Origin of the sequence: Mastigocoleus testarum BC008 (assembly GCF_001456025.1) — a bacterium.
Classification (GTDB): Bacteria; Cyanobacteriota; Cyanobacteriia; order Cyanobacteriales; family Nostocaceae; genus Mastigocoleus; species Mastigocoleus testarum.
In genome coordinates, this window is record NZ_LMTZ01000016.1 from 1 (window position 1) to 14,668 (window position 14,668).

Annotated in this window: 7 protein-coding genes and 1 pseudogene; 4 read left to right on the plus strand and 4 right to left on the minus strand. The window is 38.6% G+C overall.

The window, feature by feature from the left end; all coding sequences use genetic code 11:
* Nucleotides 1–61: 61 nt before the first annotated feature.
* Together BC008_RS46075 and BC008_RS04370 are read right to left on the minus strand one after the other, a co-directional pair.
* Nucleotides 62–214 (minus strand): annotated as a pseudogene (locus BC008_RS46075) (four helix bundle protein); the annotation flags it as partial.
* Between the two features lie 258 nt (nucleotides 215–472).
* The gene (locus tag BC008_RS04370) at nucleotides 473–1,060 is read right to left on the minus strand and encodes a TetR/AcrR family transcriptional regulator (protein ID WP_027846788.1); all 588 of its coding nucleotides are present in this window, start codon (nucleotides 1,058–1,060) and stop codon (nucleotides 473–475) included.
* Between the two features lie 61 nt (nucleotides 1,061–1,121).
* Between BC008_RS04370 and BC008_RS04375 the strand changes: the two genes are divergently transcribed.
* Both BC008_RS04375 and BC008_RS04380 read left to right on the plus strand, forming a co-directional pair.
* Entirely contained in the window at nucleotides 1,122–1,634 is a 513-nt protein-coding gene (locus tag BC008_RS04375) for a hypothetical protein (protein ID WP_036268891.1), read from the plus strand.
* A 748-nt stretch (nucleotides 1,635–2,382) separates the two neighbouring features.
* Complete coding sequence (locus BC008_RS04380; protein ID WP_058183205.1) at nucleotides 2,383–7,815, plus strand: GAF domain-containing protein; 5,433 nt, start codon at nucleotides 2,383–2,385, stop codon at nucleotides 7,813–7,815.
* Nucleotides 7,816–7,921: 106 nt separating this feature from the next.
* Here the strand turns inward: BC008_RS04380 and BC008_RS04385 are convergent, their stop codons facing one another.
* Together BC008_RS04385 and BC008_RS49245 are read right to left on the minus strand one after the other, a co-directional pair.
* Complete coding sequence (locus tag BC008_RS04385; protein ID WP_027843013.1) at nucleotides 7,922–9,253, minus strand: hemolysin family protein; 1,332 nt, start codon at nucleotides 9,251–9,253, stop codon at nucleotides 7,922–7,924.
* A 308-nt stretch (nucleotides 9,254–9,561) separates the two neighbouring features.
* On the minus strand, nucleotides 9,562–9,726 hold the full coding sequence (locus tag BC008_RS49245) for a hypothetical protein (RefSeq protein ID WP_161938069.1): 165 nt from the start codon (nucleotides 9,724–9,726) through the stop codon (nucleotides 9,562–9,564).
* 355 nt (nucleotides 9,727–10,081) lie between these two features.
* On the opposite strand from BC008_RS49245, the gene mfd reads away from it, so the two are divergent.
* Together mfd and BC008_RS04400 are read left to right on the plus strand one after the other, a co-directional pair.
* Complete coding sequence (mfd, locus tag BC008_RS04395) at nucleotides 10,082–13,717, plus strand: transcription-repair coupling factor (RefSeq protein WP_027843015.1); 3,636 nt, start codon at nucleotides 10,082–10,084, stop codon at nucleotides 13,715–13,717.
* A 287-nt stretch (nucleotides 13,718–14,004) separates the two neighbouring features.
* Nucleotides 14,005–14,625: a DUF7691 family protein gene (locus BC008_RS04400; protein WP_027843016.1), complete on the plus strand. Its 621-nt coding sequence runs from the start codon at nucleotides 14,005–14,007 to the stop codon at nucleotides 14,623–14,625.
* Nucleotides 14,626–14,668: the final 43 nt, after the last annotated feature.

Consider the following 14,668-nt stretch of genomic DNA (forward strand, 5'->3'; position numbering starts at 1 on the left):
AAACGCAAAAGCAGCAACTGTTTTATGCTGCTGTTGTTGTTCTTTGTTTATATTCCATATAATCTGCAATATTAGATGCAACAGACACAGATGAGCGCCGTATTTGATTGGTCAATCCATACAATTCGGATTGAGGAAATAGGTGTGTGAATTTGTAGCAGTTAATGGCAAGTTGGACTGCTCGCTGCCATATAAATTGATTTCTGTAGCTCATAAGTTATGTTTTAAGTACTAGTAATGTACTTATATGCTCTATGTTGTGATGTACTTTTTGTTTAACTTGCAAGTAAGAATCTTCGCTCTCGGATCACCAAAAGCTGACAAGAACCACAATTATTTGTCTATTGATTGAGAATTGATAATTTTGGTTCTGCAGTAACTTTTAAAGTTAGTAAATTTACAGTCAAAGAGTAACAGTGTTGAATAATACTTTCAAACTAGCTACCAAGTACCAAAATATTAACTTATTTGCTCAAGCTTCATTTTTCAGAATGGCTTGTAAAACCTGACGAACATAGCTTTCCCAAGATTGATTGTTAGGTGGAAAAATTAGTGCATAGAACATCATTGCGCTCATTGCATCAAAAATAAGATTGGGATCTACGTCAATTTGTATTTCATTTCTAGCTTTTGCTCGTTCGATTACAACAGCGAAAGCTTCTTTTCGTGGCTGTAGATATTTTGTGGAATAAATTTGAGCAAATTCGGGGTTCGTTGAAGCTGTACCTACAACCATTGCAACTGTTTGCCTTCCTAAAGGATTGAGGGTTATTTGTGCTGCACTAGCAATTAAGGCATCGATATCGCTCCAAATACTACCAGTGTTAGGTATGACGACTTCTTCCCTTAAACTTTCAATCGCATCGCCAACCAGTTCTGCTTTCGATTTATAGCGTCTATAGATTGTAGTTTTACCGACACCAGCACAATTGGCGATCGCATCAATACTCATGCGCTCGTACCCTACCTCTGCAAGTAATTTTAAGGTTGATTGCAAAATTGCTTGGTGTGACTTCAGACTGCGGGGACGTCCCGGTAATTTTTTAGATCTGTCGCTCATAAATGTTACTATCAAATTACGATACGACAATGTATCGTAAATATTTCCTTTGGATATAATTATGTTTAAATATGAAGCTACGAGGAAGCACATACGTCCTCAATATACCGATAAAAATAGTACTCAAACACTAAAGGAAGGACTCAAAGAGTATTACACCGTAAATCCTAAGGTTACTCAACCTGATACAATGCCATCAGATTTTGCCAAAATATTGTTAGCTCATGATGTTTCCCATGTTATTTTGGGCTGCGATACAAATATGTATGATGAACTGAAGTTATTACCTTTAACTTTTTGGACTAGTGACTTCAATTTCTGCGAATATTTAAAGCACCGCCAACATCCAGCAGTTGATTTGATGTATCGAGATATGGTCAAACAGCATGGTATTTTGTGGCTGTACGGTTCAATTCTTTTTGTTCTACCCCGACTTTTGCCAGAAATAGTTGTAATATGGCTTAAAACTCGTAAATTCCGCAATTACTATCCATTCTTCGATTATCAACCATGGTTAGAGCGTTCACTTTTGGATATTCGTCAAGAATTTGGGCTATTGAAATTTATTAAATAGCTATTGGAATTTAATAAATAAGTTAAAATCAATCTATTTTTTGCAACAGGTTTTACCCATACGATTTCTGTAATAGCAGGCTTTAAAAATTGATAGCCGGGTTAGTTGATAGTTATGATTGGGATTTTATATGTAAACTATCACAGGCAATAATTCAATATTCCTTATTCACATCGATCAATTTATTCAATAAATCAACAAAAAATTAAAAATAATAAAATATACATTTAGTCAGAAAAATATTTCAAACTCTCAAGACTTTTTTCAATACACATCAAGACTATAGTCAGTAAACAGTCGTAGTAATTATCAAGTTTTTTTTGTTACATGGTCTATCAATATTAAACAATTTAATCATTTTTAATTTGTCGCAAAATTATTTGTATATCATTGTTTCTCTATCAATCGTGTAATATCTTAACTAGCCGAATTTTTCTTAACTAGCCAAATTTTGATATATAACTTATCAAAAGATAATTTTATGTTTTTGTTTTGTAATACAATTATATTTTTCAGGCTTAGTAAATTAGTTGAAATATAAACTGTTTAGTGATGTCAAAAATAAGTGTTATGTAGGGTTTTAAGCTATTTTACCTAGTGATTTACTCAGAGCAAATTTAGTAGTTAATGTATACCAAGCTCAAAAATACAAAGTTCAAAAATAAAAAGTTCTAAAACACTGAAGTGTTTAATTTTAAACATAAGAGTGTATTAATTTTTTCATAACATTATAATTACTTACAAACAAATGACAAACAATTATCCTGGTATACCTGGTAGTGGGCAAGACTTCTCTTACCCGGATCATGACTTATCTGACATCGAGTCTACGCATATTCTTAAATCTAATTTTGAAAAATCACCACAAGTACTGAGCAGCGGACAAAAACAAAGCCTTGATCTGGAATGGACGCAATACTTTACTGAGGTTGTCCGGTGTATTCGCAGATCTCTCAAGCAAGAAGATATTCTCGAAACTGCGACTGAAGAGGTACGGAGACTGCTTGGATGCGAGCGGGTCGTAGTTTATGGACTTAACCAGGACTCTGAGGGAGTCATAATTGCTGAATCAGTAGCTCCTGGATTTATAGACGTTTTAGGAAGAACTATTAAAGACCCCTGTTTTGAAACGAGATACATCGAGAAGTATCAAAATGGACGGGTTAAAGCAATTGACAATATTTATGAAGCGAACCTCACAGATTGTTACATAGAACAACTTGAAAAGTTGGATGTTAAAGCAAATCTAGTTGCACCAATTATTAACGAAGGTAATTTATTAGGTTTGTTGGTCGCCCATCAATGTTCTCAACCACGGTATTGGCAAGAACATGAGGTTAAGTGGTTTTCCCAGATTGCGATGCAAGTAGGATTCGCCCTTGATAACGCTAAACTTTTGGTAGAGGCAACAAATCTTCGCCAGCAAACAGATACGGAAGCCGAATGGACACAGCATTTTACTAGTACTGTCAGGTTGATTCGTACATCTCTTAGGCAAGAAGATATTCTGGAAACTGCAACTGAAGAAGTCCGACGATTACTTGCATGCGAACGGGTAGTAGTTTATGGACTTAGTGCAGAATCGGAAGGAATAATAATTGCTGAGTCAGTTGCTCCTGGATTTGTAGAAGCTTTGGGAATAACCATCAAAGACCCCTGCTTTGAAGCTAAGTACATTGAAAAATACCAAAACGGTAGGGTTAAGGCAACCAACAACATCTACAAAGCAAATCTCACAAGTTGTTATATCGAGCAACTGGAAAAATTAGAGGTAAAGGCGAATTTGGTCGCGCCAATTATCAACGAAGGTAAACTATTAGGTTTATTTGTAGCTCACCAGTGTTCTCAACCGCGTAATTGGCAAGAACATGAAATTAGGTGGTTTTCCCAAATTGCCATGCAAATAGGATTTGCCCTTGATAATGCTAAGGTTTTAGTGGAAGCTGCCAATCTCCGCCAACAAACAAATATAGAAGCCGAATGGACGCAGCATTTTACTAATACTGTCCGACTAATTCGTACGTCTCTCAGGCAAGAAGATATTCTTGAAACTGCGACGGAAGAAGTTCGACGAGTATTTGGGTGTGATCGGGTAGTAGTTTATGGACTGCGTTCAGAATCAGAGGGATTGATAATTGCTGAGTCAGTTGCTCCTGGTTTCTTGGAAGCCTTGGGACGAACAATTAAAGATCCTTGCTTTGAAGCGAAGTACATCGAAAAGTACCAAAATGGTAGGGTTAAGGCAACCAACAACATCTACAAAGCAAATCTCACAAGTTGTTATATTGAGCAACTAGAGAAGTTAGAAGTCAAAGCAAATCTGGTTGCACCAATCATCAACGAAGGTAAAATACTGGGTTTATTTGTCGCCCATCAGTGTTCTCAACCGCGTAATTGGCAAGAACACGAAATCAGATGCTTTTCCCAAATCGCAATGCAAGTAGGTTTCGCCCTTGATAATGCCAAACTTCTGCTAGAAGCTGCAAATATGCGTCAACAGTCAGATACAGAAACTGAATGGACGCATTATTTTTCCGACACTGTTAAACTAATCCGTACTTCCCTGAAAAAAGAAGATATTCTTGAAAATGCCACCGAGCAAATTCAGAGAGTATTAGAGTGCGATCGGGTCGTGGTATATGGGCTCAATGCAGAATCTGAGGGAATAATAATTTCTGAATCAGTTATTCCTGGGTTGGTGAAAACTATAGGAATGACTATTAAAGACCCTTGCTTTGAAGCTAGGTATATCGAAAAGTATCAAAATGGTAGGGTTAAAGCAACAAATAATATCTACGAAGCAAATCTAACTTCTTGTTATATCGAACAACTGGAAAAGCTGGCAGTCAAGGCGAATTTGGTTGCACCCGTCATTAATGAAGGCAAATTACTCGGTTTATTAGTTGCTCATCAATGTTTTCAACCGCGCGATTGGAAAAATTATGAAATCAGGTGGTTTTCCCAGATCGCAATGCAAGTAGGTTTTGCCCTCGATAACGCTACAGTTTTGGCAGAATCTGCAAGTCTGCGCCAACAATCGAATACGGAAGCTGAATGGACGGACTATTTTACTAATACTGTCAGGTTAATTCGTACTTCTCTGACCAAAGAAGATATTCTGGAAACTGCGACTGAAGAAGTACGGCGACTACTTGTCTGCGAAAGGGTCTTAGTGTACGGACTTAATCCAGAATCTGAAGGGGTTATAATTTCTGAGTCGGTTGCTCCTGGTTTCTTTAAAGCTTTGGGAACAGTCATCAAAGATCCTTGTTTTGAAGCGAAATACATCGAAAAATATCAAAATGGCAGGGTCAAAGCAACAAATAATATTTACAAAGCAAATCTTACTACTTGTTATATCGAGCAGCTAGAGAAACTAGGGGCAAAAGCGAATTTAGTTGCACCCATTATAAATGAAGGTAAATTACTGGGTTTGTTGGTTGCTCATCAATGTTCCCAACCCCGTGAGTGGGAGCAGCATGAAATCAGGTGGTTTTCCCAGATTGCAATGCAAGTAGGTTTTGCCCTTGATAATGCTAAAGTTTTAGCAGAAGCTGCTGACCTTCGCCGACAAGCAGATTTAGAAAATGAATGGACGCAGCACTTTACTAATACAGTTCGATTGATTCGTACTTCTCTCAACCAAGAAGATATCCTCAAAACCAGTGTCAAAGAAGTACGACGGGTTATGAACTGCGATCGAGTGGTACTTTACGGACTCAATCAGGAATCTCAGGGGGTAATAACTGCCGAATCAGTTGCTCCTGGTTCGATAAAAACCTTGGGGATGAAGATTAAAGATCCTTGCTTTGAAGCCAAGTACATCGAAAAGTATGAAAATGGCAGGGTCAAGGCAACAAATAATATCTACGAAGCAAATCTTACTAGTTGTTATATTCAGCAACTTGAAAAGCTGGGAGTAAAGGCAAATTTAGTTGCGCCAATTATCAATGAGGGTAAAATATTGGGTCTATTTGTTGCTCACCAATGTTCCCAACCCCGCGATTGGCAAGATTATGAAATCAGATGGTTTTCCCAAATTGCCATGCAGTTAGGCTTTGCCCTTGATAATGCTAAAGTTTTAGCAGAAGCTGCAAGTCTCCTCGTGCAAGCAGATACGGAAACCAAGTGGACGCAATACTTTACAGATACTGTGAGACTTATTCGCCAATCTCTCAACCGAGATGATATTCTCCAAACCAGTGTTAAAGAAGTGCGGCGAGTAATCGATTGCGAACGCGTGGTGGTTTACGGTCTCAAAACAGAATCTGAGGGAATGATTATTGCCGAATCAGTTGCTCCTCGTTTTACTAAAGCTTTGGGAACGACAATCAAAGACCCTTGTTTTGAAGCCAAGTACATTGAAAAGTACCAAAATGGTAGGGTTCGGGCAACCAACAACATACACGAAGCAAATCTCACCCCTTGTTATATCAGACAACTTGAAAAGTTAGGGGTAAAAGCAAATTTAGTTGCACCAATTCTTAACGAAGGCAAATTACTAGGTCTGCTGGTTGCTCATCAATGTTCTCAACCTCGTGATTGGCAACAGCATGAGATTAGATGGTTTTCTCAGATTGCTATGCAGGTAGGTTTTGCCCTTGATAATGCCAAACTATTAACAGAAACAACCGATCTTCGCCTGCGAGCAGACAAAGAAACTGAATGGACCCAATACTTTACTGATACTGTTCGATCTATTCGTCAATCCCTCAATCGAGAAGATATTCTCAAAACCAGTGTCAAGGAAGCACGGCGAATAGTTGGGTGTGACAGAGTAGTAGTTTATGGATTGGATAAGAAATCACAGGGAGCAGTAATTGCTGAATCAGTCGCTCCTCGTTTCACCAAAGCTTTGGGAATGATAATTACAGACCCTTGCTTTGAAACTAGTTACATTGAAAAGTATCAAAATGGCAGAGTAAGAGCGACTGATAATATCTACACAGCAAATCTTACAAGTTGTTACATCGAGCAACTTAAAAAGCTGGAAGTCAAGGCAAATTTAGTTGCACCAATTCTTAATGAAGGTAAATTACTAGGTCTGCTGGTTGCTCATCAATGTTCTCAACCACGCCACTGGCAAAATCATGAAGTTAGGTGGTTTTCCCAGATCGCAATGCAGGTAGGTTTTGCATTAGATAACGCTAAAGCTCTTGAAACTTCTAAAAATCTTGACAACTCCAAACTTCTAGCAACTCATAGAGTCCAAACCCTTGAGACTTCCAAATTTGTCAGACAGAATCAACAAACTAGTGAACGACAACAAACTATTTCAGTCGCTCAACAAGAAGAGTTAAGACAAGTACTTGTGGAAATCCTTCAGGATAACCAAACTAGTTTTAAAGATTTTTCCGCCCAAGCTTTAAATCTCTCAAATTCTCTTGCTACTAGCTTGAAGGAAATTAAAGAGATGCTAGATGCAGCTAAAACTATTACAACTACCGGAAAACTTACGGAACGACAAATACAAAGAAATGAACACTTGCTGCAAGAAGGACTGGGAAATATAAAATCTACCTTAGAAAATATTTACGTCCTTCAAGAAGCAGTCGCTGACGGTGGGATAAGAGTTAAGGAATTTAACCAGCATTGTCAAAAGCTTTCAAACTTTATCGATCATCTGACTGATAACCTAGCCAAGGGGATGAAGAATCAAAGTATAAATGTAGCGATCGCGGAAAGCTACTTAGAAAATTGCTTTGAAGACTCTGTAACCCTTAACACAAAAAAAGTACATATGCTCAGAGAGCAGTTATTCGAAATTACATCAGAAACTCAACCATTACTTAATTCTGCAATCGCAAAAACGAATGAAATAATTGAGACAATGGAAACTGAAACCAAGCATTTGACAAACTGGACAAAATCGCTGCAAACCACGGAGCAAAAACTTGATTATATTGTTAGCATCAATACACAAGTAGGTAAATTAGTTGGTAACATAACTCAAACAGCTGAAAGTCAAGCACAAAATTCTGGTAAAGCAGAGAGAAATTTAAATATAGCTAATAAAACAGCTCAGCACATGCTAGAGCAATCGCAACATCTTGCTAAGTGGTTTACTCAATTAGCAATATTTTCCCAAGGGAATATACAAAAAATTAGTTTTTGGAAAAATATTAAGGGTTTTGTCCGTTCATCCCATACTCTTGTGACATTTTTTACACCTAAAGAGTAGGCGTTAGTGGGTAAGGAGTAATGGTTAATGGTTAATTGGTAATTGGTAATTGGTAATTGGTAATTGGTAATTGGTAATAGTTGTTCTTTATACTGTATCCATTGATTTAATTTTCTTCGTTCTCTGGAGGTATATCGCTTTTTGGTTCCAGCAAAACCTTATCAACCCGGTTACCGTCCATATCCATTACTTCAAATCTCATTCCTTGCCATTCAAAATTATCAGCGGCTATGGGAATTCGACCGAGCTGGGTCATCACAAAACCACCTAAAGTTTGATAATTTCCTCGATCTTCTGAAGAAAATTCTCTAACGTCAAATAGCTCGCAAAAATCATCTATTGATAGCATTCCATCTAATAGCCAAGTACCATCTTCCCTTTGTACTGCTTGCGGTTCTTCATCATCAAAAGCTGGAACATCACCCACTATTTCAGTCATGACATCATTGAGGGTGACCAATCCTTGGATAACACCATATTCATCAACTACCAGCGCCATATGGGTACCTGTTTGTTTAAATAGTTCTAAAACCTTTAAACCACTGGTATTTTCCGGCACAAATAATGCTTGCCTCAACCCTATGGTCAAATCTATTGATTCCCCACACAAACTTCGCGCTAATAAGTCCGTAACAGGAATAATTCCTAGGACGTTATCAAGTTCTTCTTGGCATACTGGATATCGAGAATAACCATTATCAATTATTTTGTGCCGGTTTTTACTAATATCGTCTCCTAGGTCTAACCACTCAATATCAGGTCTGGGTGTCATCATTGCAACCACAGGAATATCACCTAAGCGGAATACTCGTTCCACCATATCTTGCTCTGCTTCTTCAAAGGTTCCTTCTTCGGTTCCTTGTTCAATTAAAACTTTGATTTCCTCTTCTGTAACTTGTGGTCCAGTTGCAGGTCTCACACCTAAAAAACGTAATACAGTATCAGTAGAAACACTTAAAATACAAACCACTGGCAAAGTAAACTTTGCTAACATTTCCATAGGAATTGCAATAATATTAGCAATAGCTTCAGGATGGTTTAAAGCAAGCCGCTTTGGTACTAGTTCTCCTAGAACTAAAGTAAAATATGTAATCAAAATTACCGCAATAATCGAAGCTATTGCTTCTGTATAAGAAGAAATTCCTGGAATAAATTTTAATATTGAATTTAATATTGGAATAATTTTTTTGGAGATAACTGACTCTCCAAAAGCACCAGAAATGATTGCCAATGCGGTAATACCGATCTGGACTGTTGCCAAAAATTGATTCGGGGAAGATGCTAGCTTTAAGGCAATACGAGCTTTTTTGCTTCCTCGATTGACGAGTTGCTGTAAGCGAGCTTTGCGCGCCGAAACTATTGCCAACTCTGACATCACAAATATTGAGTTGACGAAGATAAGTAAGAAAAGAATTAGAATTTCGGTGGTTGACGACATTTCTAATATTGCCGATCAAATCGGCAAATTTTTTTTAGTAGGTTTGGGTGTTAATATTCAGATTTAATATCAATTAAGTTCGGGAAATACACTTTCAACAGAGAAAAATCTGGTCGAATTTTAAGGTTGGATAAAGAAAACCAGGTTATTCTCTCTAAATCAGGATATCGGCAAAAAATGAGGTATTAGTGCTTTATATTTGATGTAGATAAACACATAGCTGAAGTATTTCCTTGATTTGTGTGAGTTTGGGGATTTCCAGTAAATTAAACCACTAAATTCAATATTCCATTTTGCTAAAGATTCCATTATTCTGGTGTCTCGGTGTGAAAATGTAACGTACCGCTAACAAAATTTCCGCCAACCAAATTAATAGTATGGGATGATAGTTTATTATTCTGTATTCCCTCCAGAAGTAAAACGATTGGAATGGGAACTTTCCAGTGATTGGGTTGCCAATCTTGAAATGCCAATTCTTAGAATTCCAATTTTTATAATCCCAGGTATTAAAGTTATTCTTGAGTGCAACTAAAGAAAATCTGTTTTTTGCTGCTAAATTTCGATCCTTGGATTCGATCTCCGATGAAAGTGGTATTTTAATGGTCATAGATAATTTTTCTACAATGTTTAATTTAACCAAAGATTAGACAGTGGTAATTGTACTAGCTAGGAACTATTAGTTCTAGAGTAGGAGTTATCAAACTCTTGACACATTTAAAATTATTGAGGTAAGAGTTCTAAACTTACTTCTAGTTCTCAAACTACATATCAAACTACATAAACATAAATATTTCCATTATTTTGTTAGGCATATTTTGTTAGGGATTTATGGCTTTTTCTTCCATTGTGCGGACTTTAGGACGGTCGTCTTTAAGTGGCGAGCTTCTTTCTAGAATAGAGCGACAAAAAGAATTATTTTTAAATGGAATTCCCCGCTTACCAAAGGGCTTGGTCGCATCAGCATTGGCGCAAGCCCAAAAATATAATTTATTTGTGGTTTGTTCCACTTTGGAAGAAGCTGGAAGGTGGACGGCACAACTTGAGATGATGGGTTGGCAAACGGTACATTTTTACCCAACGTCAGAAGCTTCTCCTTACGAACCCTTCGATCCCGAAATCGAAATGACTTGGGGACAAATGCAGGTTTTGGCGGATTTGGTAGGGGATAGGGGATTGGCGACTAGCGACAGAGGATCGGGAACTGAAGATAGGAAAGTTTCTGGGATTGCTGTTGTGGCGACTCATGCATCTTTACAACCCCACTTACCACCGGTGGAAGCTTTTGAACCATCATGTTTAACTCTGAAGCGGGGAATGGAATTTGACCTGGGTGATTTCAGTCGCAAAGTGACTACTTTGGGTTACGAACGAGTACCAATGGTAGAAATGGAAGGTCAGTGGAGTCGAAGGGGGGATATTGTGGATTTATTTCCCGTATCTTCTGAGTTACCGGTACGTTTGGAATGGTTTGGGGATGAAATCGAACAGATCCGGGAATTCGATCCGTCTACCCAACGTTCTGCTCTTGATCGCATTGAGGAAATGGTTTTAACTCCAACTAGCTTTGTCCCAATGTTTACCGAAGCTTTGTCCGCTAGACCTGATTTCGATGAATTGAAAGCTCAGTGGAATCTTGATTCTGATTCTGGTACAGAGGAAGCAGCAGAGATTTTTGAGGGTAGTCGTCGTTTGTTGGGTTTGGCTTATGAAAAACCAGCTTCATTACTAGATTATCTGCCAGCAAATACTTTTATTGCAATTGATGAGTCAGAACAATGTCACGCCCACAGCGAGCGTTGGGTGGAAAATGCTGAGGATCAATGGCAGTATTTAGTACATGGTGGAGAACTTACAGAACTGGATGGCGAAGATGAAAGTAGTGATGATTCGTTAAGCAATAACAACAACATCAATTTGCCCAAAATCAACTTACCGAAAATCCATCGTTCCTTTGATGAGTCCTTAGAAGATACAGTTAAATTTAAGAAAATATATTTATCAGAAATTACTGAAACTGTTGTTGATGAGTCTGGAGAAGCAACTGAAAGTGCAGGATTAAATCTTGCTAGTCGTCCCGTACCAGTAACGCCACATCAGTTTGCCAAAATTGCTGAGACTGTGAGACAGGAACGCGATCGCAAATTTGCTGTGTGGTTAATATCAGCACAGCCTTCCCGTTCGGTATCGCTGTTACAGGAACATGATTGTCCGGCTCAGTTTATTCCCAATCCCCGGGACTATCAAGCAATTGATAAACAGCAAATTAGTCACACCCCTGTAGCCTTAAAATATTCGGGTTTAGCAGAATTAGAAGGATTTATCTTACCGACATTCCGGATTGCGGTAATTACTGACCGAGAATTTTATGGTCAACATTCTTTAGCAACTCCGAGCTACGTGCGCAAACGGCGTAAAGCTGCTTCTAACCAAGTTGATGTTAATAAGTTACGTCCGGGTAATTACGTCGTCCATAGAAACCATGGGATCGGTAAATTTCTCAAGCTCGAAAGTTTAACCATTAATGATGAAACTCGGGATTACTTGGTGGTACAGTATGCTGACGGTGTTTTGCGGGTACCATCAGACCAAGTAGGGTCATTGTCTCGGTTTAGGAAGAAAGATGGTAAACCGCCCCAACTCCATAAAATGACCTCCAAAGCTTGGGAAAATACCAAGAATAAGGTCCGCAGAGCAATTAAAAAATTGGCTGTGGATTTACTCAAGCTCTATGCTTCTAGAAGCCAAAGACAAGGGTTTGCTTACCCTGAGGATATGCCATGGCAACAGGAATTGGAAGATTCTTTCCCTTACCAACCGACAACTGACCAGTTAAAAGCTGTCCAGGATGTGAAGCGGGATATGGAATGCGATCGCCCTATGGATCGGTTGGTATGCGGTGATGTTGGTTTTGGGAAAACTGAAGTTGCAATTCGGGCAATTTTTAAAGCTGTAACTGCAGGTAAGCAAGTAGCATTATTAGCGCCAACTACTATTTTGACTCAGCAGCATTACCATACAATTAAAGAACGTTTTGCTCCTTATCCGATCAATGTTGGTTTACTTAATCGCTTCCGTACCGCTGAAGAACGCCGCAAGATTCAAAAGCGATTGGCGACCGGAGAGTTAGATGTAGTTGTGGGAACCCATCAACTTTTAGGTAAAAGCGTTAATTTCAGAGAATTGGGATTGTTGGTGGTAGATGAAGAACAACGTTTTGGGGTAAATCAAAAAGAAAAAATCAAAAGTCTGAAAACTCAAGTTGACGTATTAACACTTTCAGCGACTCCCATCCCCCGGACTTTATATATGTCCCTGTCCGGGATTCGGGAAATGAGTTTAATTACAACACCCCCACCATCCCGACGTCCGATTAAAACCCATCTCTCACCGATGAATGGGGAAACCATGCGTAGCGCTATCCGTCAAGAACTTGACCGGGGTGGACAGGTTTTCTACGTCGTTCCTCGGGTAGAAGGAATTGAAGATAAGTCCGCCGGAATTCGGGAAATGTTACCGGGGGTGAGAATTGCGATCGCTCACGGTCAAATGAATGAAAGCGAACTGGAAGCGACCATGCTTTCATTTAGTAATGGGGAAGCAGATATCCTAGTTTGTACCACCATTATTGAATCTGGCTTGGATATTCCGCGAGTAAACACTATTTTGATTGAAGATGCTCACCGCTTCGGTTTAGCACAATTGTATCAGTTGCGCGGACGGGTGGGACGAGCAGGAATTCAAGCCCACGCCTGGTTATTCTATCCCAAACAACGGGAATTATCGGAAGCAGCCCGCAAGCGACTGCGAGCAATTCAGGAATTTACTCAGTTAGGTTCCGGGTATCAATTAGCAATGCGAGATATGGAAATTCGCGGAGTTGGTAACTTACTTGGTGCGGAACAGTCAGGAAAATTAGATGTGATTGGCTTCGATTTATACATGGAAATGTTAGAAAATGCCATCAATGAAATTCGCGGGCAAGAAATTCCCCAAGTGGAAGAAACTCAAATCGACCTCAGCCTTACCGCATTTATTCCCTCAGATTATATTACCGACATCGACCAGAAGATGAGCGCCTATAGAGCGCTCGCTACAGCCAAAACCCGTGAAGAACTGCAACAAGTAGCTGCAGCTTGGACAGATCGTTACGGGACTATTCCTTCAACTGCAAATCAATTGATCCGGGTAATGGAATTAAAACAAATGGCGAAGAAGTTAGGTTTTAGTCGCATTAAACCTGATGGGAAACAGCATATTGTCTTAGAAACACCCATGGAAGAACCGGCTTGGAATTTATTAGCGGATAATTTACCAGCAATTCTTAAGAACCGTTTTGTTTATTCTCCTGGGAAAATCACGGTACGGGGTTTGGGAGTGGTTAAAGCAGCAAAACAGTTGGACACCTTAATTGATGCTTTTAATAAGATGCAGGGTGTAGTTGTTAACGAAGCTGCAGTTGTGTAGGTGTTAGGATCGCGTGACGAGTCAAGAGTAAGGTTATTTTATTCCGTACTTGTAGATTTCGGTGAATAAAAATATCCTCTACAAACTTACTGATAATGATAATCACGCAGATTTATTTCTAGTATTAGACGTATTGACAAAATTCACTTTAGTTTAAACTTTTACGAATTAATCGAGGTAAGTTGATACGATCTATTTCAATCTCTAATTGTGATGCAATACCGTATGAGAAATGACCAAATTTATCTAATATCAGTAAAAGGTGAATTTATCTAAGACAAAAGAATATGCTCGATTTGAGTTGCGGCTTAATAGTTTATGCAATAAATATTGACGAGCTGGCTTCTATTTACGGTTCTGGCGATCAAAAATTAATTTCATGGGTACAACAACGGTGTCATAAAAGAATAGTAAAATACAATCGGGAATTTAGCCTGCTAATTGAGCATGGTGCACCTTCTTTGCTCGAAGCTTTAGAAGAAATCATACGAGGAGAAACTTTAAATCAGAAATATGGGGCAATATATGCTTATGCGATCGAGCTCTATTGTGAGGTATTTCAGCAGGACTTTTTGAATAATGCGCCATTTTATCCCTGTTCTTACAAATGGCTACAAGAAGTAGATTTTGCCCTTGAGGAGTTGGGGATAGTTAAGGAATTTCGACTGGTAAAATTAATTGATGGTTCTTTACCTTTACCAATACCGTCTGTTCAAAATTTCCCTGCTTTTGGTTACATCACAAATAATATTGCCTATCAAGCATTTGAAGAAATCAAAAACCAGGACTACATTGGTGCAGATAATACGATTACAGAAGCAATTGGTACCATCAAGCAGTGGCTAAATTATGTTGGAAAACGATTTGATAGTCTTGCTCCGGTGGGTTTGGTAGGTTTTTATCATTAATAATTCAAGTTAGTTGATTCAATATCATTAATTAATAAAATTG

Bases quoted from the DNA above. Each gene is read 5' to 3' on its own strand.
- BC008_RS04370 (WP_027846788.1), bottom strand. From the start codon at position 1,060: ATGAGCGACAGATCTAAAAAATTACCGGGACGTCCCCGCAGTCTGAAG.
- BC008_RS04375 (WP_036268891.1), top strand. From the start codon at position 1,122: ATGTTTAAATATGAAGCTACGAGGAAGCACATACGTCCTCAATATACC.
- BC008_RS04380 (WP_058183205.1), top strand. From the start codon at position 2,383: ATGACAAACAATTATCCTGGTATACCTGGTAGTGGGCAAGACTTCTCT.
- BC008_RS04385 (WP_027843013.1), bottom strand. From the start codon at position 9,253: ATGTCGTCAACCACCGAAATTCTAATTCTTTTCTTACTTATCTTCGTC.
- mfd (WP_027843015.1), top strand. From the start codon at position 10,082: ATGGCTTTTTCTTCCATTGTGCGGACTTTAGGACGGTCGTCTTTAAGT.
- BC008_RS04400 (WP_027843016.1), top strand. From the start codon at position 14,005: ATGCTCGATTTGAGTTGCGGCTTAATAGTTTATGCAATAAATATTGAC.